The sequence below is a fragment of the Pseudomonas fluvialis genome, from assembly GCF_014207935.1.
Taxonomy (GTDB): Bacteria; Pseudomonadota; Gammaproteobacteria; order Pseudomonadales; family Pseudomonadaceae; genus Aquipseudomonas; species Aquipseudomonas fluvialis_A.
On record NZ_JACHLL010000003.1, the window covers coordinates 447,773 to 472,586 of the forward strand.

At 62.3% G+C, this 24,814-nt stretch carries 21 protein-coding genes and 2 tRNA genes; 12 read left to right on the top strand and 11 right to left on the bottom strand.

What is annotated here, in order from left to right:
- Positions 1-56 precede the first annotated feature (56 nt).
- The 4 genes from HNP49_RS11000 to HNP49_RS11015 all read right to left on the bottom strand — a co-directional run bounded on the left by HNP49_RS11000 (position 57) and on the right by HNP49_RS11015 (position 1,939).
- Positions 57-515 (bottom strand): YkvA family protein, encoded by a 459-nt coding sequence (locus tag HNP49_RS11000; protein ID WP_184683210.1) that lies wholly within the window; start codon positions 513-515, stop codon positions 57-59.
- A gap of 363 nt (positions 516-878) precedes the next feature.
- Positions 879-1,595: an FKBP-type peptidyl-prolyl cis-trans isomerase gene (locus tag HNP49_RS11005; protein ID WP_184683212.1), complete on the bottom strand. Its 717-nt coding sequence runs from the start codon at positions 1,593-1,595 to the stop codon at positions 879-881.
- Between the two features lie 176 nt (positions 1,596-1,771).
- Positions 1,772-1,848 (bottom strand) — tRNA-Asp (locus tag HNP49_RS11010).
- Positions 1,849-1,863: 15 nt separating this feature from the next.
- Positions 1,864-1,939, bottom strand: a tRNA-Val gene (locus HNP49_RS11015).
- A gap of 225 nt (positions 1,940-2,164) precedes the next feature.
- Between HNP49_RS11015 and rdgC the strand changes: the two genes are divergently transcribed.
- Positions 2,165-3,085 (top strand): recombination-associated protein RdgC, encoded by a 921-nt coding sequence (gene rdgC / locus HNP49_RS11020; RefSeq protein WP_184683214.1) that lies wholly within the window; start codon positions 2,165-2,167, stop codon positions 3,083-3,085.
- A 57-nt stretch (positions 3,086-3,142) separates the two neighbouring features.
- Here the strand turns inward: rdgC and HNP49_RS11025 are convergent, their stop codons facing one another.
- The 3 genes from HNP49_RS11025 to HNP49_RS11035 all read right to left on the bottom strand — a co-directional run bounded on the left by HNP49_RS11025 (position 3,143) and on the right by HNP49_RS11035 (position 6,155).
- Positions 3,143-5,017 (bottom strand): 1-acyl-sn-glycerol-3-phosphate acyltransferase, encoded by a 1,875-nt coding sequence (locus HNP49_RS11025; protein ID WP_184683216.1) that lies wholly within the window; start codon positions 5,015-5,017, stop codon positions 3,143-3,145.
- A 104-nt stretch (positions 5,018-5,121) separates the two neighbouring features.
- Positions 5,122-5,448, bottom strand: a complete 327-nt coding sequence (locus tag HNP49_RS11030; RefSeq protein ID WP_184683219.1) for an AzlD domain-containing protein — start codon at positions 5,446-5,448, stop codon at positions 5,122-5,124.
- Positions 5,445-6,155, bottom strand: a complete 711-nt coding sequence (locus tag HNP49_RS11035; RefSeq protein WP_184683446.1) for an AzlC family ABC transporter permease — start codon at positions 6,153-6,155, stop codon at positions 5,445-5,447. The genes HNP49_RS11030 and HNP49_RS11035 overlap by 4 nt, the downstream gene beginning before the upstream one ends.
- A 197-nt stretch (positions 6,156-6,352) precedes the next feature.
- On the opposite strand from HNP49_RS11035, the gene HNP49_RS11040 reads away from it, so the two are divergent.
- The 3 genes from HNP49_RS11040 (at position 6,353) to HNP49_RS11050 (ending at position 11,996) form a co-directional block, all read left to right on the top strand.
- Positions 6,353-9,832, top strand: coding sequence for a PAS domain-containing hybrid sensor histidine kinase/response regulator (locus tag HNP49_RS11040; protein ID WP_184683221.1), 3,480 nt, complete (start codon positions 6,353-6,355; stop codon positions 9,830-9,832).
- A 108-nt stretch (positions 9,833-9,940) separates the two neighbouring features.
- The gene (locus HNP49_RS11045; protein WP_184683223.1) at positions 9,941-10,639 is read left to right on the top strand and encodes a pirin family protein; all 699 of its coding nucleotides are present in this window, start codon (positions 9,941-9,943) and stop codon (positions 10,637-10,639) included.
- A gap of 100 nt (positions 10,640-10,739) precedes the next feature.
- On the top strand, positions 10,740-11,996 hold the full coding sequence (locus HNP49_RS11050) for an MgtC/SapB family protein (protein ID WP_184683225.1): 1,257 nt from the start codon (positions 10,740-10,742) through the stop codon (positions 11,994-11,996).
- Here HNP49_RS11050 and HNP49_RS11055 read toward each other — a convergent pair.
- Positions 11,977-12,798, bottom strand: a complete 822-nt coding sequence (locus HNP49_RS11055; protein ID WP_184683227.1) for a MerR family transcriptional regulator — start codon at positions 12,796-12,798, stop codon at positions 11,977-11,979. The genes HNP49_RS11050 and HNP49_RS11055 overlap by 20 nt on opposite strands.
- Positions 12,799-13,009: 211 nt before the next feature.
- Between HNP49_RS11055 and HNP49_RS11060 the strand changes: the two genes are divergently transcribed.
- Genes HNP49_RS11060 through HNP49_RS11070 form a run of 3 tightly spaced genes read left to right on the top strand, consistent with a single transcriptional unit; the run spans position 13,010 to position 16,568 of the window.
- On the top strand, positions 13,010-13,885 hold the full coding sequence (locus HNP49_RS11060; protein ID WP_184683229.1) for a M24 family metallopeptidase: 876 nt from the start codon (positions 13,010-13,012) through the stop codon (positions 13,883-13,885).
- Positions 13,882-15,660: an SDR family oxidoreductase gene (locus tag HNP49_RS11065; RefSeq protein WP_184683231.1), complete on the top strand. Its 1,779-nt coding sequence runs from the start codon at positions 13,882-13,884 to the stop codon at positions 15,658-15,660. The genes HNP49_RS11060 and HNP49_RS11065 overlap by 4 nt, the downstream gene beginning before the upstream one ends.
- A 17-nt stretch (positions 15,661-15,677) precedes the next feature.
- Positions 15,678-16,568, top strand: coding sequence for a metal-dependent hydrolase (locus tag HNP49_RS11070; RefSeq protein WP_184683233.1), 891 nt, complete (start codon positions 15,678-15,680; stop codon positions 16,566-16,568).
- A gap of 16 nt (positions 16,569-16,584) precedes the next feature.
- Here HNP49_RS11070 and rmuC read toward each other — a convergent pair whose 3' ends face one another.
- The 3 genes from rmuC to HNP49_RS11085 form a co-directional block, all read right to left on the bottom strand.
- Positions 16,585-17,943, bottom strand: a complete 1,359-nt coding sequence (gene rmuC / locus HNP49_RS11075; protein WP_184683447.1) for a DNA recombination protein RmuC — start codon at positions 17,941-17,943, stop codon at positions 16,585-16,587.
- 498 nt (positions 17,944-18,441) lie between these two features.
- Positions 18,442-19,515, bottom strand: a complete 1,074-nt coding sequence (locus HNP49_RS11080; protein ID WP_184683235.1) for an AraC family transcriptional regulator — start codon at positions 19,513-19,515, stop codon at positions 18,442-18,444.
- Positions 19,516-19,529: 14 nt separating this feature from the next.
- Positions 19,530-19,949: a VOC family protein gene (locus tag HNP49_RS11085; RefSeq protein WP_184683237.1), complete on the bottom strand. Its 420-nt coding sequence runs from the start codon at positions 19,947-19,949 to the stop codon at positions 19,530-19,532.
- 116 nt (positions 19,950-20,065) lie between these two features.
- On the opposite strand from HNP49_RS11085, the gene HNP49_RS11090 reads away from it, so the two are divergent.
- From HNP49_RS11090 to HNP49_RS11110, 5 genes are all read left to right on the top strand, one after another.
- On the top strand, positions 20,066-20,302 hold the full coding sequence (locus HNP49_RS11090; RefSeq protein ID WP_095938478.1) for a DUF1272 domain-containing protein: 237 nt from the start codon (positions 20,066-20,068) through the stop codon (positions 20,300-20,302).
- A 63-nt stretch (positions 20,303-20,365) separates the two neighbouring features.
- Positions 20,366-20,803 carry a LexA family transcriptional regulator gene (locus HNP49_RS11095; RefSeq protein WP_184683239.1) on the top strand — a complete coding sequence of 146 codons (438 nt, stop codon included), beginning with the start codon at positions 20,366-20,368 and terminating at the stop codon, positions 20,801-20,803.
- Positions 20,796-22,067 (top strand): Y-family DNA polymerase, encoded by a 1,272-nt coding sequence (locus HNP49_RS11100; RefSeq protein ID WP_184683241.1) that lies wholly within the window; start codon positions 20,796-20,798, stop codon positions 22,065-22,067. Before HNP49_RS11095 ends, HNP49_RS11100 begins: the two co-directional genes overlap by 8 nt.
- A gap of 412 nt (positions 22,068-22,479) precedes the next feature.
- Positions 22,480-23,397: a hypothetical protein gene (locus HNP49_RS11105; protein WP_184683243.1), complete on the top strand. Its 918-nt coding sequence runs from the start codon at positions 22,480-22,482 to the stop codon at positions 23,395-23,397.
- Positions 23,398-23,432: 35 nt separating this feature from the next.
- Positions 23,433-24,812, top strand: coding sequence for a PIN domain-containing protein (locus tag HNP49_RS11110; protein WP_184683244.1), 1,380 nt, complete (start codon positions 23,433-23,435; stop codon positions 24,810-24,812).
- Positions 24,813-24,814: the final 2 nt, after the last annotated feature.

The window sequence follows — 24,814 nt, forward strand, 5'->3', positions numbered from 1 at the left end:
TCAGGCCAGCAAGGCGGCAAATGCCATGCAGCTCTCAGCTGGCCCATGCGCACAGTCTAGCTGCTCACAGTGGGGTTTTCCGCCACCACCCGCTCCGGCAACTCGGGCAACTGCTGCAGCACAAGCTGACTGGACTGAGGCTGTACCGCATACCAGTCACGGAAGGCATCCAGCTCATTGCGCCAACGACGCAACACCCAGCCGAGCACGGCCAGATCATCCAGCAAGCCCAGCATCAGCACCCAGTCCGGCACGGCGTCCACCGGGGTGATGAAGTAAACCAGCGCAGCCATCACCGCTAGCAAGGTCTGGCGATCCAGCTCACGGTAATCGCCGCGCCACCAGGCCACACATAGAGCGCGCATTAACTTGAGATCATCCTGCAGCGGACGCATGCGCAGCCCACCCTTGCTCGCCTTGCGTGTCACTGCCAGCAACAGCGCCGGCAGGCGGCCACGGGCGAGAAATGCCTGCGCCAAATGCAGATAGCGGGAAAAATTCAGTGGTGCTGCCATGTGAGTTTTTCTCCTCCCCGCATGCCTGGCGGGCTGGCCGACGTTATCCACCGAAGCTGTGGATAAGTCTGTGAACAGATGTTGAATGAATTCCTGCGAGCAAGGCACCACGCGGCCTCAGGACAGATCGCGCATTTTTTGCTCAGCAACTAAATTCATTAAAAATCAATAAGTTATAAAATCAAGAAAGATCTTAAAGGACGCAGTAGTACCAGCACTAACTGGTTACCAGGAAATGTGCATAACCGTAACACATCCGCTGACAACGCCCCATTATGACCCTGCAGTCGGCCGCTTTTACAGCCCCGCAGAAACGCCAACGCCCCGACTGGCGGGGCGTTGGTGCTACCGGGAAAGCACGACTCAGTTCTGAGCCGGCTGATCCTTGCCTGCGTCCTTGATCGACAGCAGTTCCAGATCGAATACCAGTACCGAGTTGGCCGGAATGGCCGGGCTCGGGCTCTGCGCGCCGTAAGCCAGCTCACTCGGGATATACAGTTTGTACTTCTCGCCAACGTGCATCAGCTGCAGGCCTTCAACCCAGCCTGGAATCACGCCATTGACCGGCAGGTCGATCGGGCTGCCACGCTGGATCGAGCTATCGAAGACGCTGCCATCGGTCAGCTTGCCTTCATAGTGCACGGTCACCACGTCGGTGGCTTTGGGCTGCGCGCCTTCGGCCTTCTGTACCACTTCGTACTGCAAACCGGACTTGGTGGTGACAACGCCTTCGCGCTTGCCGTTCTCTTCGAGGAACTTCTTGCCGGCCTTGGCCGCTTCGTCATTCAGTGCCGCCATGCGTTCTTCGGCACGCTTCTGCAGGAAGGCAAAGGCTTCAACCAGCTCTTCATCCTTCAGTTGCTGCGGCTTCTTGCCGATGGCGTCTTCAATACCCTGGGCCACTGCTGCGGAATCCAGATCATCCATGCCTTCCTGAGCCAGGCTCTTGCCCATGTTCAGGCCGATGCCATAGGAGGCTTTCTGGGCCGGGGTTTTCAGCTCTACGGTGGTCTTCGAGTCGCAGCCGGCGAGAACCAGAGCGGCCAGGGCGACAGCCGCCGCCAAGCGATGTTGTTTCATGTAGCTTCCTTAGGATTGAACGCCTTACGGCTCGTGCTAAACACCACGCGAGCTTATCAGGGCACATCGGGAGGGGCTACGGGAAATGCAAAAATCCCCAGGATGATGGACTCAAACCTGAAGTAATCGACAGAAGGAAATTTAGGAGGGATGTCACTTAGGGAGGGAGGAAAAAGTGGCGCAGCGGACGGGACTCGAACCCGCGACCCCCGGCGTGACAGGCCGGTATTCTAACCGACTGAACTACCGCTGCGCGACTCTTCAAGAGTGGTGGGTGATGACGGGATCGAACCGCCGACCCTCTGCTTGTAAGGCAGATGCTCTCCCGGCTGAGCTAATCACCCGTTTGCTCTCGAAGTGGGGCGAACTATACGGACGAGATCGAACCCTGGCAAGCCTTTTCTGAAAAAAATTTTCTGTTGTTCCAAAGGCTTAGCGTTGCCTGCCGTTTTTACTGGGCTGACTGCAGGGTCAGGCCGAACATTTCTCGCCAGCAGACGCATCGCACTTGGCCAATGCTCCTCGGGGCGGAATAATGCGGGCCTTTATCAAGGGAGAGTCTTGCCGCCATGTGGTTTCGTAACCTGCTCGTATACCGTCTGACCCAGCCCCTGACCATCACTGCCGAGGAGCTGGAACAGGCTCTGGCCAGCAAGCCCGCCCGCTCCTGCGCCAGCCAGGAACTGAGCACCTACGGTTTTGTCGCCCCGTTCGGCAAAGGCGCCGACGCCCCGCTGGTACACAATGCCCAGGGATTCCTGCTGCTGGCCGCCCGCAAGGAAGAGCGCATCCTGCCAGGCAGCGTGGTGCGCGATGCGCTCAAGGAAAAGGTCGACGAGATCGAAGCCGAGCAGATGCGCAAGGTCTACAAGAAGGAACGCGACCAACTGAAGGACGAGATCGTCCAGGCGTTCCTGCCCCGCGCCTTCGTGCGCAAATCGGCGACCTTTGCCGCCATCGCCCCGGCCCAGGGCCTGATCCTGGTGGATTCCTCCAGCCCCAAGCGCGCCGAGGATCTGCTCTCTACCCTACGCGAAGTGCTGGGTAGCCTGCCGGTACGCCCACTCACGGTGAAGATGGCGCCCACCGCCACCTTCACCGACTGGCTGAAGAACCAGCGCGCCAGCAATGGCCTGACCGTGCTGGACGAGTGCGAGCTGCGCGACGTGCAGGAAGACGGCGGCATCGTGCGGGTCAAGCGCCACGACCTGGCCAGCGATGAGGTGCAGCAGCACCTGAACAACGGCAAGATCGTCACCAAGCTGGCTCTGGCCTGGGAAGACAAGCTGTCCCTGCTGATCGACGACAAGCTGGCGCTCAAGCGCCTGCGCTTTGAAGACCTGCTGCAGGACCAGGCCGAACAGGACGGCGGCGACGATGCGCTTGGCCAGCTCGATGCCAGCTTCACCCTGATGATGCTGACCTTCATCGAGTTCCTGCCACAGCTGATCGAGGCCATGGGCGGCGAGGAAATCCCTCAGGGCATCTGATGAAGCCCCCAACAAAAAGCCCGGCATTTGCCGGGCTTTTTGTTGCTTGCCACAACCTCAGCGCTGACTGCCCCGCAGTGCACTGACCTGCTCCTGCAACAACTCGCACTTGGCCAGTTCCGGCGCCAGCGGCTGACCGGCAACCAGGGTGATACGCGACCACAGACGCTTGAAGAAGCCCTTGCTCGGATCGCGACTGAAGAAGCTACCCCAAAGGCCCTGCAGCGCCATGGGGATCACCGGCACCGGGTTCTCCTCGACGATTCGCTCAACGCCCGCCTTGAACTCATTGAGTTCACCGTCACTGGTCAGCTTGCCCTCGGGGAAGATGCACACCACCTCGCCATTGCGTAGGTACTCGGCGATCTTCTTGAATGCCGCGTCGTAGATCAGCAGATCCTCGCTGCGCCCGGCAATCGGTACGGTGCCGGCAGTGCGGAAAATGAAGTTGAGCACCGGCAGGTTGTAGATCTTGTAGTACATGACAAAGCGCACCGGCCGGCGGATGGCGCCACCGATCAGCAGTGAATCGACGAAGGAGACGTGGTTGCACACCAGCACCGCCGGCCCCTCCTCCGGGATCACCTCCAAGCCTTTGTGCTCGACGCGGTACATCGAGTGGCCCAGCAGCCAGACCAGAAAGCGCATGCTGAACTCGGGCACGATCTTGAAGATGTAGCTGTTGACCGCCACGTTCATCAACGACACCACCAGGAACAGCTCGGGAATGCTGAAGCCGGCCACGCTGAGGAAGAGGATCGAGACGATCGCCGAGATCACCATGAACAGCGCATTGAGGATGTTGTTGGCGGCGATCACCCGCGCCCGCTCGTTCTCCGCCGTGCGTGCCTGAATCAGCGCATACAGCGGCACGATATAGAAGCCGCCGAACAGGCCGATGCCGAAGATGTCGGCGAGTATCCACCAGGCCTGTGCCTGCCCCAGCACCGCCAGCCAAGCATAGGGTTCGGTGCCGGCCGGAAAGCCACCGCTGTGCCACCAGAGCAGGATGCCGAACAGGGTCAAGCCAATCGAGCCGAACGGCACCAGGCCGATCTCCACCTTGCCGCCGGAAAGACGCTCGCAAAGCATCGAGCCCATGGCAATGCCCACCGAAAACACGGTGAGAATCAGCGTCACCACGCTTTCATCGCCGTGCAGAAACTCCTTGGCGAAGGCCGGGATCTGCGTCAGGTACACCGCGCCGAGAAACCAGAACCAGGAGTTACCCACCAGCGAGCGCGACACCGAAGGCCGCTGCCCCAGCCCCAGACGCAGGATCTGCCAGGACTGGCGGAAGATGTTCCAGTCCAGCACCAGCTCCGGCATGGCCGCGTGGGCGCGGGGAATCTGCCGGCTGGCCAGGTAGCCACAGGCGGCCACAAGGACAATGGCCACCGCCACCAGCGGCTGGTAATCGGCTGCCGACATCATGATCCCGGCCCCGATGGTCCCAGCAAGGATGGCGAGAAAGGTACCCATCTCCACCAGTGCGTTGCCACCGATCAGCTCCTGTTCCTGCAGCGCCTGCGGCAGAATCGAGTACTTCACCGGTCCGAACAGCGCCGAATGGGTGCCCATGGCGAACAATGCCAGCAGCATCAGCACCAGATTGTCCAGCACGAAGCCGGTGGCGCCCACGGCCATGATGACGATCTCGGCCAGCTTGATCGCCCGGATCAGCGCATCCTTGGCGAACTTCTCGCCAAACTGGCCGCCCAGGGCGGAGAACAGGAAGAACGGCAGGATGAACAGCAGCGCACAGAGGTTGACCAGCATGTGCCGGTCGGCACTCACCGCCAGCTTGTAAAGGATGGCGAGGATCAGCGACTGCTTGAAGATGTTGTCGTTGAACGCGCCCAGCAGTTGCGTCACGAAGAATGGCAGGAAGCGGCGCTTACCCAGCAGGGCAAATTGCGATTCGGAAGTCATGGTCCCTTGATACCCGATGCAGAAGGCCAGAAGTGGCGTCCTGAATTGGACGGCAAAACCGGACTAAAAAGCCACTCCCTGCCCGCGCTTTTTCTACCAACTACTCAGAGGGGCAATTGCCCAAGCTGCCAGCGCAGCACGAAGAACAGCAGCAGACCGCCGCCGATGGTCGCCAGCAGATGACGCGTCAGCCCGGCGATGGCAATGGTGGCCAGCCCGGCCAGCAGATAGGCATTGTCCCAGCGCAGCGCCAGCGCCCCGTCCTGATAGAACATCCCCGGCACCACGATCGCCGTCAGCACCGCCGTCGGCACGTAATGCAGGGCCTGGCGGACCACGGCAGGAAACTGCAGATGTGGAAAGGCAAACAGGCTGTAACGGGTGGCGAAGGTGATCGCCAGCATGCCGATGATCAGCAACCAGTGATTCATGGCATCACCTCCAGCGACTCCTCACCAAGGCGCTCAAGGCAAACACCCACGACAATGCCACTGGCGGCCGCGGCCAGCAGCCCCAACTGATAGGGCAGGCCATGGCAGACCAGCGCCACCGCTGCGGCGACCAGCGCTGCCGCCACCTGCGGCCGGTTTCTGAGCATCGGCACGACAATGCCGATGAAGGTCGCCAACATGGCGAAGTCCAGCCCCCAGCGGGCAATGTCCGGCACGCTCTGGCCAAACCACAGGCCGATCAGCGTGCACAGCTGCCAGTTGCCATACATGGCCAACGCCGCACCGAGGAAATACCAGTGTTTGTGCGGCGAGGCGTCCAGCTCGGCATAGCGGTGCTGGACCACGGCAAAGGCCTCATCGGTCAGCCAGAAGGCCAGCGGCATGCGCCAGCGCACCGGCAGGTGGCGCACAAATGGCTGCAGGCTGGCGCTGTACAGCGCATGGCGCAGATTGACCACCAGCGTGGTCAGCAGCAACACCGCGAGGCTGGCGCCGCCGCTGAGCAGGCTCAGGGCAATGAACTGCGCCGACCCGGCAAACACCAGCAGCGACATCCCCACCGTCTGCCACGGCGTCAGCCCGGCACTGACCGCCAGGCTGCCGAAAATAATGCCGAACGGAATGGCTCCGACCAGCATCGGCAGCATGTCGCGCATGCCCTGCAGGAACTCTTGATGGGGAGACAGATGCTGTTCGGCCGGCGCCGCGAGAGACATGATAATCGTCCGTTCGGTCAGAAATCGGCCTGCCACGCTAACAGCCCGCCGCGCGCCACTCAAGGACGGGCTAGACCTTGGTCGATGTGCGCTGGCACAACACCGCCGCCACGACAAAACTGCGGTAAGGTGTGGAGCACTTTCATTCCCTCGCGCCAGGAGCCTGCATGTCGCTGTCCAGCGGACTGATCGCCGCCGTTGCCCTGGCCTACATGGCCATCCTGTTCGCCATCGCCTTCTGGGGCGACCGGCGCAAGACGCCGCTCTCCCCGCGCCTGCGCGCCTGGGTGTTTTCTCTGTCGCTGGCAGTGTATTGCACCAGCTGGACCTTCTTCGGCGCCGTAGGCCAGGCGGCCAACCAGCTGTGGTCATTCCTGCCGATCTACCTGGGTCCGGTGCTGCTGATGCTGTTCGCTCCCTGGGTGTTGCAGAAAATGGTGGCGATCAGCAAGCAGGAAAACATCACCTCGATCGCCGACTTCATCGCCGCGCGCTACGGCAAATCGCAGTCACTGGCAGTGGTGGTAGCGCTGATCTGCCTGGTCGGCGTGCTGCCCTATATCGCCCTGCAACTCAAAGCCATCGTCCTCGGCGTCAACCTGCTTTCCGGTGCCGGCGCCGAGTCCGGCGGCGCCCGCGCCCAGGACACGGCACTGATCGTCAGCCTGGTGCTGGCCCTGTTCACCATCCTGTTCGGTACCCGCAGCCTGGATGTCACCGAGCACCACCGCGGCATGGTGCTGGCGGTGGCCTTCGAATCGCTGATCAAGCTGCTGGCCTTCCTCGCGGTCGGCGCCTTCGTCACCTGGGGCCTGTTCAATGGCCCGGGCGATCTGTTCGACCAGGCACTGGCCGCGCCGCAGCTGCAGTCTTTCTGGCAAAACGACCCGCAATGGCCGGGGCTGCTGGTGCAGGTGGGCGTGGCCATGACCGCCCTGATGTGCCTGCCGCGCCAGTTCCACGTCACCGTGGTAGAAAACACCGACAGCCGCGACCTGCGCCTGGCGCGCTGGGTGTTTCCGGCCTACCTGATTCTTGCCGCGCTGTTCGTGGTGCCGATTGCCCTGGCCGGCATGCTGCACCTGCCCAGCGGGGTGATGCCGGACTCCTTCGTGATCAACCTGCCGCTGGACGAAGCCCATCCTGGCCTGGCCCTGCTGGCGTTCATCGGTGGCGCCTCGGCCGCCACCGGGATGGTCATCGTCGAGGCCGTCGCACTGTCGACCATGGTCAGCAACGACATGCTGTTGCCGGCCCTGCTGCGCCGCAAGCAGCATGCCGAACGGCCGTTCGAGCTGTTCCGCCACTGGCTGCTGTCGGTACGCCGGGTGACCATCCTGGTCATCCTGCTGCTCGCCTACGTGATCTATCGCCTGCTCGGTTCCAGCGCCAGCCTGGCCACCATTGGCCAGATCGCCTTTGCCGCCATCGCCCAGCTCGGCCCGGCCATGATCGGCGCGCTGTACTGGAAGCAGGCCAACCGCCGCGGCGTGTTTGCCGGACTGGCCGCTGGCGCCTTCTTCTGGGTCTACTGCCTGGTCCTGCCGGTACTGGCCAAGGGCATGGGCTGGTCACTGGCCGGCTGGCCGCTGCTGGCCTGGTTGCAGGACAACCCCTGGCAGCTGCCGGTGGACCCGCTGACCCAGGGCGTGGTGCTGTCGCTGATCAGTAACTTCACCCTGTTCATCAGCATTTCCCTGCTGTCACGCACGCGGGTTTCGGAGCATTGGCAGGCCAGCCGCTTCATCGGTCAGGAAGTCGGCTCGCCCAGTCGCAGCCGTTCACTGCTCGCCGTGCAGCTGCAGGACCTGCTGATGCTGGCCGCACGCTTTGTCGGCGAAGACCGCGCGCGGCAGAGCTTCACCCGCTTCGCCTTCAAGCAGGGCAAGAGCTTCAACCCCGCGCAGAACGCCAACGCCGAGTGGATCATCCACACCGAGCGCCTGCTGGCCAGCGTGCTGGGCGCCTCCTCGGCGCGGGCTGTGGTCAAGGCCGCCATCGAAGGCCGTGAGATGCAGGTCGAGGACGTGGTGCGCATCGCCGACGAGGCGAGCGAGGTGCTGCAGTTCAACCGTGCCCTGCTGCAGGGCGCCATCGAGAACATCAGCCAGGGCCTCAGCGTGGTCGACCAGTCGCTGCAGCTGGTGGCCTGGAACCACCGCTACATCGAACTGTTCGACTATCCCGAGGGCCTGATCCAGGTCGGCCGGCCGATTGGCGACATCATCCGTTTCAACGCCGAGCGCGGCCTGCTCGGCGCCGGCGACCCTGACCTGCACGTACACAAGCGCCTGGCCTGGATGCGCCAGGGCACGCCCCACAAGTCCGAACGGCTGTTCCCCAATGGCCGGGTGATCGAGCTGATCGGCAACCCGATGCCGGGCGGCGGCTTCGTCATGAGTTTTACCGACATCACCGCCTTCCGCGATGCCGAACGCGCCCTCAAGGAGGCCAACGAAGGGCTTGAGCAGCGCGTGGCCGAACGCACCGGCGAGCTGTCCCTGCTCAACCAGGCGCTCGGCGAAGCCAAGGCCCACGCCGAGAGTGCCAACCAGTCGAAAACCCGCTTCCTCGCCGCCGTCAGCCATGACCTGATGCAGCCTTTGAATGCCGCACGGCTGTTCTCCGCTGCCCTCAGCCACCAGAACAACCTGCCCCGCGATGCCAGCGAGCTGGTCCAGCACCTGGACAGTTCGCTGCGCTCGGCCGAGGACCTGATCACCGACCTGCTGGACATCTCGCGCCTGGAAAGCGGGCGGGTCACGCCGAGCCTGGCGCACTTCCCTTTGAACCAGTTGCTGGACACCCTCAAGGTCGAGTTCCAGGCCCTGGCCGTCGAGCAACACATGAGCTTTCGCGTGCGCGGCAGCCGCCTGTGGCTGGACAGCGACCAGAAACTGCTGCGCCGGGTGCTGCAGAACTTCCTCACCAACGCCTTCCGCTATGCCAGCGGCCGCGTGCTGCTGGGCGTGCGCCGCGAAGGCCAGCGTCTGCGCCTGGAAGTCTGGGATCGCGGCCCAGGCATCCCCGAGGACAAGCGTCAGTTCATCTTCGAGGAATTCAAGCGCCTGGACAGCCATCAGACCCGCGCCGAAAAAGGCCTGGGCCTGGGCCTGGCGATTGCCGATGGCCTGTGCCGGGTACTCGGCCATGAACTGCAGGTGCGCTCCTGGCCGGGCAAGGGCAGCGTCTTCAGCGTCAGCGTGCCGTGCCTGCCGGAGCCTCGCCTGGAGCCAGTCCAGACTGCCATGCCGGTCAGTCCCGGCCACGACATGGGCGGCGTGCAGGTGCTCTGCGTGGACAACGAGGACAGCATCCTCACCGGCATGCACAGCCTGCTGTCACGCTGGGGCTGCCAGGTGTGGACGGCGCGCAATCGCCTGGAGTGCGAGCACCTGCTCGACGAGGACGTCCGCCCGCGCCTGGCGCTGGTGGATTACCACCTCGACGAAGGCGAAACCGGCACCGAGCTGATGGCTTGGCTGCGTACGCGTCTGGGCGAGCCAGTGCCGGGCGTGGTGATCAGCGCCGACGGCCGTCCGGAGCTGATCGACGCGGTGCATGCCGCCGGCCTCGACTACCTGGCCAAACCGGTCAAGCCCGCCGCCCTGCGCGCCCTGCTGAGCCGGCATCTGCCGATTAACTGATCAAGCAATTCGATTCGAATCGTGCAATTTTTGCGCTTTTAAATCGACTATGCCGGATAGATGATCACCTCCAACGAGGCCCCCTGCCGGGGCCGTGGAGAGATGACCATGATCGAAGTCCGCCCCTTTGCCAGCCTTGGCCATGCCGATCACGGCTGGCTGAATGCCCGTCACCACTTCTCCTTCGCCGAGTACCACGACCCGGCGCGGGTACACTGGGGGCACCTGCGCGTCTGGAATGATGACGAAATCGCCGCCGGCACGGGCTTCCCACCGCACCCGCACAGCGATATGGAGATCATCACCTATGTGCGCGAAGGCGCCATCACGCATCAGGACCACCTGGGCAACCAGGGCCGCACCGAGGCAGGTGATGTGCAGGTGATGAGCGCCGGCCGCGGCATCCGCCATGCCGAATACAACCGCGAGCGAGTCACCACGAAGATCTTCCAGATCTGGATCATTCCCGAACAGCGCGGCGGCGAGCCGAACTGGGGCAGCAAGCCCTTCCCCAAGGGCGAACGCGCCGGGCAGTTCGTGGTTCTGGCCAGCGGTTTTGCCGACGACCATGAGGCACTGCCGATCCGCGCCGACGCCCGCCTGGCCGCCGCCACCCTGCCGGCCGGCCAGCAATGCCGCTACAGCCTGACCGAGGGGCGCAAGGCCTATCTGGTGGCCTGTGGCGGCAGCATCCGGGTCAATGGCGTACTGGCGCAGGAGCGCGATGGCGTCGCCGTCAGCGGCGAGTCGGAGCTGCTCATCGAAGCCCTGGATGACAGCGAAGTGGTACTGGTCGACGTGGCCTGAAATCGCTGCGGGCCTTGATGCACGGCAGGCAGGAGCGGACAGGGGCCGTTACACTTCAACAAATGTCCCAGCACATGCCCCATCGCTCAAGGATGCCTGCATGCCCCTGTTCCACGACCAGTTGCTCAACCTCGCCACGGCCCTGGGTGTCGGCCTGCTGATCGGCACCGAACGCGGCTGGAGTGCCCGCGCCACCGAAGATGCCCGCCTGATCGCCGGCATCCGCACCTTCGGCATGGCCGGCCTGCTCGGTGGCCTGGCGGCGCTGCTCGGCCAGCAACTGGGACTGCTGGCCTGGGGCGCCAGCCTCGTGATCTTTGGTTTGCTGGTCATCGCCCGCTACCTGGGCGAGCAGCGCAAGGTCGGCGATCTGTCGCTGACCAGCGAGTTCGCCCTGCTCTCGACCTTCCTGCTCGGCGGCCTGGCGATGAACGAGCAGCGCACCCTGGCCGCCGGCTGCGCCGTGGTGATCGCCCTCCTGCTCAGCCTCAAGGAACCGCTGCACCAGGGCCTGCGGCGACTCAGCGCGGATGAGCTGTCCGGCGCACTGAAGCTGTTGTTCATCTCCGTGGTGCTGCTGCCGGTGCTGCCCAACCAGGGCTTCGGTCCCTGGGAGGCCTTCAACCCCTACGCCACCTGGTGGATGGTGGTGCTGATCGCCGGCATCGGCTTTGCCGCCTACATCGCCATCCGCCTGATCGGCGCACGCTACGGCCTGCTGGTCACCGCCCTACTCGGCGGCCTGGTGTCGTCCACCGCCATGACCATTACCCTGGCCCGCCTGCACGACGGCAAACGCCTGCAGGCACTGCTCAGTGCCAGCCTGCTGGCCACCTCGGCGCTGATGTTTCCGCGCATCCTGCTGGCGGTCGGCCTGCTCAACCCGGCGCTGCTCGCTCAGCTCAGCTGGCCGCTGGGCATCGCTGCGCTGGTCTATGCCCTGGGCGCGCTGTTGCTGTTCCGCCAGGCCGGCAACGAACTGGAAAACAACGCCGAACCGCCGCTGAAAAACCCCTTCGAGCTGGGCCCGGCACTGCGCTTTGCCGCCCTGCTGGTGGTCATCCTGTTTCTGGTGGAAGCCGCCCGGCGCGGTTTCGGCGATGTCGGGGTGTATCTGGTGTCGCTGCTGTCGGGACTGAGCGATGTCGACGCGATCACCCTGACCCTGGCGCGCAACGCCCGCCACGAGCTGGCCGCCGAGGTCGCCGTGCAGGGCATCTTCCTCGCGGCGCTGAGCAACAGCCTGGTCAAGGGCGGGCTGATCGCCCTGATCGGTGGTCGCGCCCTGGCCTGGCGAACCCTGCCGGTGATGGCCGCCGGCCTGGTGCTGGCCGCGCTCAGTCTGCTGTGGGCCTGACCGGCTGAAGGAAGCCTTCCAGCAACTGCTGTACCCGCCCGCTCAGCTCGCGCTCGGCCACCAGTGGCAGGGCGCGGGCCAGTTCCGCTTCGACCACCTGTTCGACCAGCGGACGCAGCGCATGAATCTGCCGGCTCAGGCCCTCCAGCTCGTCCACCCGGGGCAAGGATGAGGTCAGCAGCGGATTGACCAGGTTGGCGACGATCAATTGGACGATGCCCGTCGACAGCTGCTCGACATGGCCGCGAATGGCAATCAGCTCGTCCAGCAGCGCCGGCAGCGGCAGCCCGGCCTGATGCAGCTGCACGCCGGCGGCAAACAGGCGCGGGCTGTTAACCCTGAGGTGATCACCGGCGAACTCCAGCAGCTCCAGCTCGGTGCTGCGGTCGATGATCTCGTCGTCCAGCGCCTCGCCGAAGATCGCCTGCAGCTCATCAAAGCCCAGGGTGGCGACGGCTTCTGGCTGCGCCGTGCCACGGATGGCCTCGTCCAGCCCCAGCACGTGGGCCAGGCCCTGGCCCTTTTCCCAGGCATCGAACAGCTCGCGGATGCTGGCAATGGTATAGCCACGCTCCAGCAACTGGCCGATCAGGCGCAGCCGCGCCAGGTGCTCGCCCCGGTAGACGCCGACCCGTCCGCGCCGCTCCGGCGGCGGCAACAGGCCCTTGTCCTGGTAGGCGCGCACATTGCGCACGGTGGTTTCGCCGGCCTGGGCCAGTTCGTCGACGCTGTATTCGCGCTCATCGGGCACCGGTGGCAGGCGGCCAAGCAGGCGCTGCAGTAGCTGGGTGGGACTGTTCATGGGGCGCGATCATAGCCGCGCACGCCCGCCCCAACAACTGCGCCCGGCCCGTGCCAAGACCGGAAAAGGCGCGGAAAGAGGCAATGATCAGCGGCAATACCGCTCGAAGGTTGGGGCGCCATGGGCTAGGCAAATCCGGCAGCGCACAGAACAATGCCATCAAACGATGTAACGGTCGTATTCACAACAACTATAAGTCCGGAGCTCGCCCATGCCTGCCCACCCACGCGCCCTCAGCGCCCATGATCTCTACCAGTTCCGTAGCATCCAGCGCCTGGCCTACCAGTGCGCGGAAACCATCGCCGGCGAGCTCAAGCCCGGCATCCGCGAGAAGGACGCTGCCGCGCTGATGAAGACCTGGCTGCAGGATCACGGCGTCAACGACTGGTTCCACCAGCCCTTCGCCTGGTTCGGCGCGCGCACCGCCTTCGACGGTTTCGACGGCCTGCGCCACCTGGGCGGCTTCAACCTGGCCTTCTACCCGGGCAAGACGGTACTGGAGGAAGGCATGCCCTTCATCCTCGACTGCGCCCCCACCCGCGGCGCCTACACCGCCGACATCGGCTACAGCGGCGCGCTGGGCCACAACCCAAGGGTCGAGCGCCTGCAGGATGACCTGATGGCCCACCGCCAGCTGATCCTCGATCTGGTCAAACAGCGCAAGCCACTGGCCGAAGTCAGCCAGGCCATCGACGCGCTCTGCGCCAAACAGGGCACCCAGCCGCGGCACAAGGCCTATCCCTTCGAGGTGCTGGCCCACCGGGTGGAGAAGCTCGGCGACCGCAAGCAGGGACTGTCCATCGCCCGTTTCGGCGTGCGCAACCTCTACACCCTGACCCGCAACGCGCTGGTCACCGGCCGCCAGCAGGGCTGGTCGCCACTGTGGTCCAGCCACAGCCGCTCGGCCCATCCGCCCACCCCCGGGCTCTGGGCGGTGGAGCCGCACCTGGGCTGGCGCGGCGTGGGCGTGAAATTCGAGGAACTCTTGGTGGTCACCGAGCACGACGCCTACTGGCTGGACGAAGACCTGCCCCATGTGCGCCGCTGGCAGGCACGCCAGGGCGAAACCCGTCAGGTGGCCGCATGAACGCGCCGCTGCCGACCGAGGCGCTCGGCCTCGAACCGCAACGCCTGCGCGTGCAGGGCGACGGCGTGGAGCTGGCGGTGTATCGCTGGGGCAAGTCGGACGCACCCACCCTGCTGCTGGTACACGGCTACCCGGACAGCCACGAGATCTGGCTGCCGCTGGTGCGCGAGCTGGTCGGCGACTACCAGATAGTGGCCTACGACGTGCGCGGCGCCGGCGCCTCGGACAAGCCGCGCAAGCGCCTGGACTACCACCTGGCCAAGCTGGCCAACGACCTTGAGGCGGTGATCCTGGCCACCAGCCCGGATCGCCCCGTGCACCTGGTGGCCCACGACTGGGGTTCGATCCAGAGCTGGGAGGCGGTGACCGAGCCGCGCATCCAGCCGCGCCTGGCCTCCTACACCAGCATCTCCGGACCCTGCCTGGACCATGTCGGCTTCTGGATGCGCGAGCGCTTCAGCCAGGCCAGCCCCAGGGGCTGGTTGCAGGCCCTCGGCCAGCTGGTCAGCTCCTGGTACATCGCCTTCTTCCACACCCCGCTGCTGCCGGAACTGGGCTGGCGCGCAGGGCTGGACCGCGCCTGGCCCTGGCTGCTGAACCGGGTCGAGGGGCTACGCGACGTGGCGAGCTGCCCGACCCAGCGCAGCGACGGCCAGCACGGCGTCAAGCTGTACCGCGCCAACTTCATCCGCAGCCTGCTGCGCCCTCGTCCGCGCCACACCGAGGTGCCGGTACAGCTGATAGTGCCGACCGCCGACCGCTTCGTCCGCCCGCAGCTGTTCGACCGCCTCTCGCAGTGGGTGCCGCGCCTGTGGCGGCGCGAGGTCCGCGCCGGGCACTGGCAGCTGCTGGTGGAGCCGCAGCGGCTGGCCGGCTGGTTGCGCGAGTTCGTCGCCCAACGTGAACAGGGACATTCATCTCGCACCCTCGACCTGGCACGCGTTCGGCCGCAAGACAAAGCCTTCACCGGCAAGCTGGTACTGATCACCGGTGCAGGCTCCGGAATCGGCCGAGCCACCCTGGAGGAGTTCGCCGAACAGGGCGCCTGCGTGGTGGCCGCCGACATTGACCTGGCCGCAGCCGAGCGTAGCGCCGAGCTGGCCCGAGCCCTGGGGGCAGAAGCACATGCCTACCTGGTCAATGTGGGCAATCGCGAAGAGCTCGAACGTTTTGCTACTTTGGTGGAAGACACCCTTGGCGCACCAGACGTGGTGGTCAACAACGCAGGCATCGGCATGACCGGCAGCGTGCTGGAGACCCCGGCGGCCGACTGGGAGCGTCTGCTGCGGGTCAACCTGTGGAGCGTGATCGACGGTAGTCGGCTGTTCGCCCGGCAGATGGTCGACGCCGGCAAGACCGGGCACATCGTCAACACCGCCTCGGCCGCCGCCTTTGTACCGTCCAAGGCCTACCCGGCCTACGCCACCAGCAAGGCGGCGGTACTGATGTTCAGCGAATGCCTGCGCGCCGAACTGGCCGGCCACGGCATCGGCGTTACCGCCGTCTGCCCGGGGCTGGTCAACACGCCGATCATCCAGGCCACCCGTTTCGTCGGCCTGAGCCCAGAGGCCGAAGCCCGGCAGAAGGCCAAGACCCAGAAGGTCTATGCCCGACGCAACCTCAGCGCCGAAACCGTAGCCAAGGCTTTGGTTCGCGGCGTGCAGCGCAACCGCGCGGTGGTGGCGGTGGGCGCCGAAGCGCATCTGAGTGTGGCCCAGTGGCGCTTCGCCCCCTGGCTGAGCCGGCGCCTGGCGCGCCTGAATCTGATCGGCTGACGGACAAGGAGACTGCCATGACCGACCACCATCACCTCGAACAGCGCCGCGTGCGTTTCGACTTCGAGCACACTCCACTGCACTGGGTGCCGGATGAGCCGGAGGCCTCGCACATCATGAACACCCTGCACCTGATCCTGCCAGCCGGCGAGTTCTGGTTCTGCCGGGTGTACAACAAGGCCCTGCCGCTAGTAAAGGATGCCCGGCTGCGCGACGACGTGCAGGGCTTCGTGCGCCAGGAGGCGCAGCACGCCCGCGCCCACGACAGCGCGCTGAAACCCTACCTGCTGCGCCACGGCATTGACCCAGCGCCCTTCACCGAGCGGCTCGATTGGCTATTCGACAGGGCGCTGTGCGACCACCCGCTGGGCGACAACGCTCTGAGTCGCAGGCTGCAGCCCTGGTGGCTGCGCCAGCGGGTCGGCATCATCGCCGCGGTGGAGCATTTCACCTGCGTGCTGGGCGACTGGATCATCACCACCCGCGCCCTGGACCACGCCGACCCGGTGATGCTCGATCTGCTGCGCTGGCACGGCGCCGAGGAAGTGGAACACCGCTGCGTGGCGCACGACCTGCACGTGGCCATCGGCGGCAGCCTGCTGATGCGCTGGCTGTACATGCCGCTGGTCAGCGCCGTGCTGATCTTCCTGTTCAGCAGCGCGATGAAGAGCATGATGCGCCAGGACCCGACCACCCGTTACCGGCCGGGCTTCCTCTCGCTGTGGCGTCAACTGGGTCAGCGCGGCGTACTGCCGGGCATGGGCCACGTCGGCCGTTCGGTGCTGCGCTACTTCAACCCGCGCTTCCACCCTCGCACCGAAGGCGACTTGAACGTGGCGCTGAACTACCTGGCACGCTCGCCGGCGGCTCAAAGGGCCGCCGGCGAACGGGGCGCCGTACCGGCCTGAGCGGCCCTCGGCCGATTCAGTCCTCGGCCGACTCGGTCACCGGCAGGGCCGCACGCTCCAGCCACTCGCCGGGCAGCGCCTTGCTGGCCCGGGCGCCGAGCAGCTTGAGGTTTTCCACCCGCCCGACCAGGTTGCCGCGCCCTTCCACCAGTTTGTTGCGCGCCGCCGCGTAGGCCTTGTCCAGCTGCTGCAGGCGGCTGCCGACCTCGTCCAGATCGCCGATGAAGGCGACGAACTTGTCGTACAGCTGACCGGCGCGCTCGGCGATCTCGCGGGCATTCTGACTCTGCCGCTCCTGGCGCCAGAGGCTGTCGATCACCCGCAGGGTGGCCAGCAGGGTGGTCGGGCTGACGATCACCACCTGCTGGGCAAAGGCATCCTGGAACAGCTCCGCATCGGCCTGCAGGGCGGCGGCGAACGCGGCCTCGATGGGCACGAAGAGCAACACGAAATCCAGACTGTGCAGCCCTTCCAGGCGCTTGTAGTCCTTGCCGGACAGGCCCTTGAGGTGATTACGCAGCGACAGCAGGTGCTGCTTCAGCGCCTGCTGGCGCAACGCCTCATCCTCAGCACCGATGTATTGCTGCCAGGCGGTGAGGCTGACCTTGGCATCGACGATCACCTGCTTATCACCCGGCAGCTGGATCAGCACGTCCGGCTGGAAGCGCTCGCCATCGGCGCCCTTGAGGCTGACCTGGGTTTCATACTCGCGGCCCTTCTCCAGCCCGGCCTGCTCCAGTACCCGCTCCAGCACCAGCTCGCCCCAGTTGCCCTGGGTCTTCTGGCCCTTTAGCGCACGAGTCAGGTTGGTGGCCTCATCGCCCAGGCGCTGGTTGAGCTGCTGCAGACGCTCCAGCTCCTTGCCAAGAGAGAAACGCTCGCGCGCCTCCTGCTGGTAGCTCTCGTCGACACGCTTCTCGAAGGCCTGGATGCGCTCCTTGAGCGGGTCGAGCAACTGGCCCAGGCGCTGCTGGCTGGTCTCGGCGAAGCGCTGCTCGCGCTCGTCGAAAATCTTTCCGGCCAGTTCGGCGAACTGCGCGCGCAGCTCGTCGCGCGCGCCCTGCAGATCATTCAGGCGCTGCTGCTGATGCTCCTGCTGCTCGCGCAACTCGGCACTCAAGCCGGCCCGCTCGGCCTCCAGGCGTCGCAATTCGGCTTCCTGGGCCAAGCGCACGGCTTCCTGAGTTTCCCCCTGCTGGCGCAGTTGCTGGCTCTCGCGCTGGAGCAGCTCGACCTCCTTGCGCAGGGCCGCAACACTGGCCTGCTGCGCGGCCAGCTGGTCGCTCTGCTGGCGAGCCTCAGCCTGCGCCTGCTCCAGCTGCACCTGCAGTCCCTCGCGGGCAAGCACGGCGGTATTAAGACGCTCTTCCTGCAAAGCCAGGCTGGCGCCCTGTTCCAGCAACTGGCGATGCTGGCGCCATAGCAACAGGGTCAGCGGCACAGCGGCCAGCAGCAGGCCCAACAGCAGGTTGGCGGGGTCGAGGATCATGCGCAGTTCTCCCAATCAGATGGCGGCGATTATACGCAGCCGTCTTTCTTTACCCGGCGCAATTGCCCGGGAATTTTTGACAGGCCAGAGGAAAAATGAGGCTGGCGAAATGCTGGCACGACCGTGCAAAGCGTCTGTTTCGCGGGCCCGGAGCAAGCGCTCGGGACAATCCACAGAAGCTGTGGATAACTCTGTGGGAAAGAAGGTGAAAACCCAGCTGACCCCCGATGAAATGGGCCTCCCGGTCAAACTGACTACTTTTTAACCACAATAAAAAATCTTTATTTTTCAACAGGTTAAAAAGTCAACAGGGGCAACACCGGAAAAAAGCGGCTTTTTTGCCGCACCCGGCAGAGATGCCTTGCGATTGTGCACAAGTCTCTGTTAGGCAGGCCCGCCGTGCCCTTTTTCGGGGCCTTGCAGGCCGTTTTCGCGGCGATACTCGGCCGGCGGGCGCCCGGTCCAGCGGCGAAAGGCGCGGGAGAAGGAGCTCTGTTCGGCAAAGCCGAGCAAGTACGCGATATCCAGGAGACTGAAGTCGGTATGACGCAAGTACAGCAGCGCCAGATCCTGCCGCACTTCGTCCTGCAGATCCGCCAGGCTCAGACCGGCCTCGCTCAGGCGCCGGCGCAACATGCGTGGACTGAGCTGCAAACGCTCCGCCGTGCTTTCCAGCGAACAGTCACCCTGCCCCAGACCGGTGCAGAGTGCCGCACGCACCTCGTTGGCCAGGTTGCTGTGCAGGCGGTAATTGGCCAGGCAGGCTTCGCCCTGAGCATCCATCAGACTACGTAGATGCGGGTCTGCTTCGCGCAGCGGCAGATCCAGCAGTTCGCGGGCAAAAATCACGGCGTGGCGCCCGGCATTGCCCTGCACCGGGCAACCCAGCAGCGCGCTGCAGGCGGCCTCATCCAGCTCATGGCGGAACTCGACCCGCAGCGGCCTGGCCCGCCCCTCACTCAGCCAGTCGCCGAAGGCCAGCCAGCCACCCAGGGCCATTTCCACCGCCTGGCGTGGCACCCAGGGCAACAGGCGGGGCTGCCAGGTGAGCACGGCCCACTGATCCTGCAATTCCAGACGGGTATCACCGATATCCCAGACCAGCGCTTCAAAACGCTGCAGGCGCTGAATCGCTTCGCCGAGCGTGGTGCAGCTCATCGCGGCATACCCCAGCACCTGAAACGAGCGCGGGCGCACCGCCGCAGCCAGGCGCAGCGCCGTCAGGTCATCCTGGCTGTGACGCTCAGCGGCCAGCAGCAGACGGAAAGCCTTGTACAGCGGCAGGCGATAGCCCGGCAGCGCGAGCTGCTCGGGCTCGATGTCGGCCTCGGCCAGCAACACATCCACCGGCAAGCCCTGAGCGGCGGCAGCCGGCAGCAGCGACTCGACATAGCTGCCCGCCATCGCCGCCGGCGAACCGAGCAGGTCCAGCAGGCGGCTCGTCCAAGAATCGCTCAAGGCAGTCAGCCCGTTTACCAGCTGCCGGTGTTGGCCATCGACGCCCAGGGCTCGGCCGGCGCCAGCGGCTCACCTTTCTGCAGCAGCTCGACGGAGATATTGTCCGGCGAGCGCACGAAAGCCATGTGGCCGTCGCGGGGCGGGCGATTGATGATCACGCCATGCTCCTGCAGGCGCTGGCACAGGGCATAGATATCGTCCACCTCATAGGCAACATGGCCGAAGTTGCGGCCGCCGGTATAAACCTCCGGGTCCCAGTTGTAGGTCAGCTCCAGTTGCGCATCGCTGTCACCCGGCGCGGCCAGGTAAACCAGGGTGAAACGCCCCTGTGGATACTCACGCTGCCTGATCACTTCCAGACCCAGGGCATCACGATAGAAAGCCAGCGAAGCCTCAAGATCGGTGACGCGCACCATGGTGTGCAGATATTTCATTGGCCGACTCCTCTGTCACGGCAATCCAGGCCAGCGATGGTAACCCGTGGCGCCCGGACTGGGCAGGCACAGGCACCTGCCTTTACAGTACCAACCCCCACTGAGGACACCGAACCATGCTGCAACTGCGCCCCAACTGCGAATGCTGCGACTGTGACCTGCCAGCCGACTCCGCCGATGCCCGCATCTGCTCCTTCGAGTGCACCTACTGCGCCCAGTGCGCGGAACGGCTCGGCCAGCGCTGCCCCAATTGCGGCGGCGAACTGCAGCCGCGCCCACGCCGCCCACTCAACAAGCTGGAGCGCTATCCCGCCTCGACGGAGCGCGTGCTCAAGGCAAACGGCTGTCACTAACGCTTGACGACACACATGAGCGGACAATACTGTATATAAATACAGCATTACGGAAGTCCCCTCATGGCCAACGCAATCCTTCTCGGGCCAGCAGGCAGCTCGGCTCACGAGCTGCCTTTTTTTTCCTCACGAATTCCTGCCGGTTTCCCCTCGCCCGCCCAGGATCATCTGGAGGCCCAGCTATCGCTGGATGAGCTGCTGAACGTTCGCGCGCCACACACTTACCTGGTCCGCGCCAGCGGCGACAGCATGACCGGCGTTGGCATTTACGACGGTGATCTGCTGGTGGTCGACCGTGCCCTGCCGGCATACAGCGGCGCCGTGGTAATTGCCGCGCTGGCCGGTGAAGTCTTCGTCAAACGTCTGCAACAGGATGCGCGTGGTATCTGCCTGCACTCGGCCAATCCACATTACCCACCGCGCCAGATCAACGCCGAGGACGAGCTGCAAATCTGGGGCGTGGTACGCCACAGCATCCACCGGCACGGCCAGCATGACTGAACCGGCCATCGCCCTGATCGACTGCAACAGTTTCTATTGCAGCTGTGAGCGCGTCTTCCGTCCGGACCTGAACGGCAAACCGATCGTGGTGCTGTCCAACAACGACGGCTGCATCATCAGTCGCAGCGAAGAGGCCAAGAAACTCAACATTGCCATGGGCGCGCCCTACTTTCAGGTGCGCGAGCAACTGCGCCGGCAGCAGGTGGCCACCTTCAGCTCCAACTATGCCCTCTACGGCGACATGAGCGCCCGCGTCATGCAGGTCATCGAAAGTGTCGTGCCGCAAATAGAGGTGTACTCGATCGACGAGGCATTCGCCGACCTCGGCGGCCTGCCCGAGCCCCTGCAGCAACTCGGCGATCACCTGAAGCAGACGGTGCTGCGCTGCACCGGCATCCCGGTCAGCGTGGGCATTGCCCCAACCAAGACATTGGCCAAGCTGGCCAATTACGCCGCCAAACGCTGGCAGGAACGCACCGGCGGCGTTCTGGATATCCGCCCGCAGCCCCTGCGCGAAAAAGTGCTCAGGAAACTTCCGGTTGATTGCGTGTGGGGGATCGGCCCGCGCCTGGCGCCACAACTGCTTGCCCTGGGTATCCGCACGGCCTGGGATCTGGCCCAGAGCGACCGGCAGCTACTGCGAAAGCGCTTCGGCGTGGTGGTGGAAAAAACCGCCAGCGAACTTGCAGGAATTGGCTGCCTGCAGATGGATGAGCCCGCCAGCGCACGGCAAAGCATCTGCTGCAGCCGCATGTTCAATCGCCCGCAGAACAGTCTCAAGGCGCTGCAGGAAGCCGTCGCCAGCTACACCCACCAGGCCGCCATCCGTCTGAGGGCCCAGGGTTCGCTGTGCCGCCAGCTGCAACTGAACCTGCGCCCCCGCCAGATTGATGGGCATCGCGGCGGCTGGAGCGCCGCCTGCCCACTGCCCTACCCGAGCAATGACGTGCGCGAGCTGAGCGATACGGCGCAGCACCTGCTGCAGGCGATCTATCGCCAGGATCAGTCCTACAGCAAGGCAGAAGTGCTCCTGCTCGACCTCTGCCAGCCCGGCGAATTCAGCGACGACCTGTTCCTGCCGCGCCAGAGCAACGCCAGCCAGAAAACCATGCAGGTCCTCGACCAGATCAATGCCCGCTGGGGTCGCGACACCCTGCGTCCGGCGCGGGTCCCGCAGCAGGCCGAGTGGAACATGCGCCGCGAGATGATAAGCCCGAGCTACACCACCCGCATCGATCAGCTCTTGACCGTCAAGGCGGAATAAATCGCAGACAATAAAAAAAACCGATGCGGTGAGGCATCGGGGTTTTGAATATGGCGGGGAGATAGGGATTCGAACCCTTCACCTAGGGTTCCGTTTCAGCTCAATCCCTTACATTTCGCGGCCTCTAGCTGTACTTGCTTTTCAATGAGTCGCTTTCCGGCTCAGTGATTTCGACTCTTTTTCGACACCAGCCTTCAGGCAGGATTGCTTGGGACTTTCGTCACAAGTTAACCTTTTGCTCAGGCTAGCACTGGCTAGCAAAAGGACTTGCCTGGTTGGTGTGCAGCATTTTAGGTCTAAGAACCCTGCCCTCCCCATCCCCCAGCAAGATAATTTTATAGACCATTTGATGTTTTTAAAAATATCAAATGACGTCTATTAATGGCTGAAACTTCCATAACATGGAGATGTAATGGCTGATCCTGCAACTGAATTTGCCAGCAACTTCGATTCCATTTTTCGATCATTAACGCACGGACTTCCTCATAAAGAAATCCCATTGTTTCAAGCAATGCACTCTGCTTTAGCTAATCTAAGTGGAAAATTCCACATTGAGGAATACCACGGAACATCTCATCAGGTCACTTTTACTGGCAATGGAACCTACGCGCGAACACATGCTCGCTGCGAGCTAAGCGATCTTATGATAGTAACTTACTCACCGATATCTCGCCATGTACGGTTGACTTTTCTTCAAGCAAAATCAGAAAGAGCAACGCTTCCTTCAGCTTGCGGCAGAGCATTTTCCGCAAATCTAGAACAATGGTTTCTGCTATCAACGCGGCCTCACATTATTGGTGCAGGGACCTTTAATCCGCCATCTGATTTATTATCAAATGCATTTTTGCCCTCAGTAGGATCCTTCGCATTTTTCTTTAAAAATTTGATTGGTGATTTTCAGACATACTATGCTGCAGCAAGTTATATGGTACCACCGGCGTCCTACTCACAAAGATATGGAAAACTACAGGCAATAGGTCCATGTATAGTTGTCAATAAAGCAGGTCATGCGGAATGCTTGGCTGCATGCGGAAACTCATCTTTTGCAAAAAGTTTGTACAACCTTGAAATTGGAACCCCCATACATAGCACAATACCTCAGAGTTTACCTACGAGAAACTGGCTTTCCGCTAATCTGAGGTTTCAAATCCTGAAGGCTGAACAAGGTGAGAGACCCTCAAGCCTTGCACAAGAGTTACTAGACCTACTGGAGCCAGAAGATAAGAAATCTAGCTCTAGCTCCTTTGGTGCGACAAAACTAATCATCATCAAATCTAGCGCTGAGCCAAACCCATCATTCAACAGGGATGCGCCAAAGCAGGTCTGTTAATTTTTATCGTTATGTTGGAAATACGAGAATCTACCATGCAAGATGAATTTAAAGGTTTCTACAGCCTTGAAAATGAAGACTTTAAACACTTATGGAAGAATGCGTTTTTTGTATTTGACACAAATGTTCTGCTTAATTTTTATAGATACCAAGAAAGCACAACCAAGCAGCTAATCAAGGTCATCGAACAACTTAAAGAGCGTGTCTGGATCCCATATCACGTCGCGCTTGAGTATCAGAGAAATAGGCTAAAGGTAATAGCAAACCAAAACGCTAAATTCTCTGAAGTGAGAAAAGTAATTGAAAAGGGAACATCCACCCTAAAGGGAGAGCTAGACAATCTAAATCTTAAAAAAAGGCACTCCACTATAGAACCAGAGTCATTTATTAATGACTTGAATTCGGCAAAAGAAAAGTTCTTGGAGGAGCTAGACAGACTAGAAGAAAATCATTTCAGCGTAATAAATGAAGATCAAATTAGAATACAACTAGACTCACTTCTTAAAGGGCGAATCGGCCCTAAACCAGAAGACCAGAACGCAATTAAGCATCTAGAGAGAGAAGCTGAAGAACGCTTTAAAAATAAAGTCCCGCCAGGCTACATGGATGACAACAAAGAGAATTCTGAGGAGCCAATATTTTCCTATGGAAATCTTACGTATCAACGAAAATATAGCGACTACATTGTTTGGTCGCAAATCATTAATTTTGCCAACTCAAACAGTCCATCCGACTTGATATTTGTCACCGATGACAACAAAGAAGACTGGTGGCTTAAAGTCAAGCAAAATGGAGAAAAGACAATATCACCAAGACCTGAACTCATCGGCGAGATCTTGGAGAAAACGAGAATCCAGCGATTCCACATGTATAATTCAGAAAACTTTCTGAAGTTTGCAAATGAAGCCTTAAGTGTAGAGATCTCTAAAGAAGCGATTCAAGAAGTAAGAGACGTTACACGAGTCCGTGATCGAGAGAGAGCGCGGATATATACACTTCGAAACATGGGGCGATCTGCTGTAAAAGTTGTTTACGAGTGGCTATCGGGTCGATACGGAGAAGACTGCTTATCCTTTACTCACCACGCACCAGTCGACATCATTGCCAAAGTTAACGGGAAAACAATCGCATTTAACGTTAAAGCTCTACGACAGCCACACCACCCAACGGACAGGCTGTATCAGTCAATATATGAATCACACTACTTCACAACCAAATACAATTTTGACGAACTGGTACTTGTTCTTGTCGCACCCAACACCGAACATATCGATCAAATAAAAAGAATTATTAATAGAAAATCTACAGACTTACCCCCAACCTCGATAATTCTTGGCATTTCAGACTTCAATGAAGACACAGGAATTTATTCTGGGTTTATTCAGCATGATGAATTTCGCATAGAACCCCACTGAAT

Coding starts and splice junctions, on each gene's coding strand:
- HNP49_RS11000 (WP_184683210.1), bottom strand. CDS start 515: ATGGCAGCACCACTGAATTTTTCCCGCTATCTGCATTTGGCGCAGGCA.
- HNP49_RS11005 (WP_184683212.1), bottom strand. CDS start 1,595: ATGAAACAACATCGCTTGGCGGCGGCTGTCGCCCTGGCCGCTCTGGTT.
- rdgC (WP_184683214.1), top strand. CDS start 2,165: ATGTGGTTTCGTAACCTGCTCGTATACCGTCTGACCCAGCCCCTGACC.
- HNP49_RS11025 (WP_184683216.1), bottom strand. CDS start 5,017: ATGACTTCCGAATCGCAATTTGCCCTGCTGGGTAAGCGCCGCTTCCTG.
- HNP49_RS11030 (WP_184683219.1), bottom strand. CDS start 5,448: ATGAATCACTGGTTGCTGATCATCGGCATGCTGGCGATCACCTTCGCC.
- HNP49_RS11040 (WP_184683221.1), top strand. CDS start 6,353: ATGTCGCTGTCCAGCGGACTGATCGCCGCCGTTGCCCTGGCCTACATG.
- HNP49_RS11045 (WP_184683223.1), top strand. CDS start 9,941: ATGATCGAAGTCCGCCCCTTTGCCAGCCTTGGCCATGCCGATCACGGC.
- HNP49_RS11050 (WP_184683225.1), top strand. CDS start 10,740: ATGCCCCTGTTCCACGACCAGTTGCTCAACCTCGCCACGGCCCTGGGT.
- HNP49_RS11055 (WP_184683227.1), bottom strand. CDS start 12,798: ATGAACAGTCCCACCCAGCTACTGCAGCGCCTGCTTGGCCGCCTGCCA.
- HNP49_RS11060 (WP_184683229.1), top strand. CDS start 13,010: ATGCCTGCCCACCCACGCGCCCTCAGCGCCCATGATCTCTACCAGTTC.
- HNP49_RS11065 (WP_184683231.1), top strand. CDS start 13,882: ATGAACGCGCCGCTGCCGACCGAGGCGCTCGGCCTCGAACCGCAACGC.
- HNP49_RS11070 (WP_184683233.1), top strand. CDS start 15,678: ATGACCGACCACCATCACCTCGAACAGCGCCGCGTGCGTTTCGACTTC.
- HNP49_RS11085 (WP_184683237.1), bottom strand. CDS start 19,949: ATGAAATATCTGCACACCATGGTGCGCGTCACCGATCTTGAGGCTTCG.
- HNP49_RS11090 (WP_095938478.1), top strand. CDS start 20,066: ATGCTGCAACTGCGCCCCAACTGCGAATGCTGCGACTGTGACCTGCCA.
- HNP49_RS11095 (WP_184683239.1), top strand. CDS start 20,366: ATGGCCAACGCAATCCTTCTCGGGCCAGCAGGCAGCTCGGCTCACGAG.
- HNP49_RS11100 (WP_184683241.1), top strand. CDS start 20,796: ATGACTGAACCGGCCATCGCCCTGATCGACTGCAACAGTTTCTATTGC.
- HNP49_RS11105 (WP_184683243.1), top strand. CDS start 22,480: ATGGCTGATCCTGCAACTGAATTTGCCAGCAACTTCGATTCCATTTTT.
- HNP49_RS11110 (WP_184683244.1), top strand. CDS start 23,433: ATGCAAGATGAATTTAAAGGTTTCTACAGCCTTGAAAATGAAGACTTT.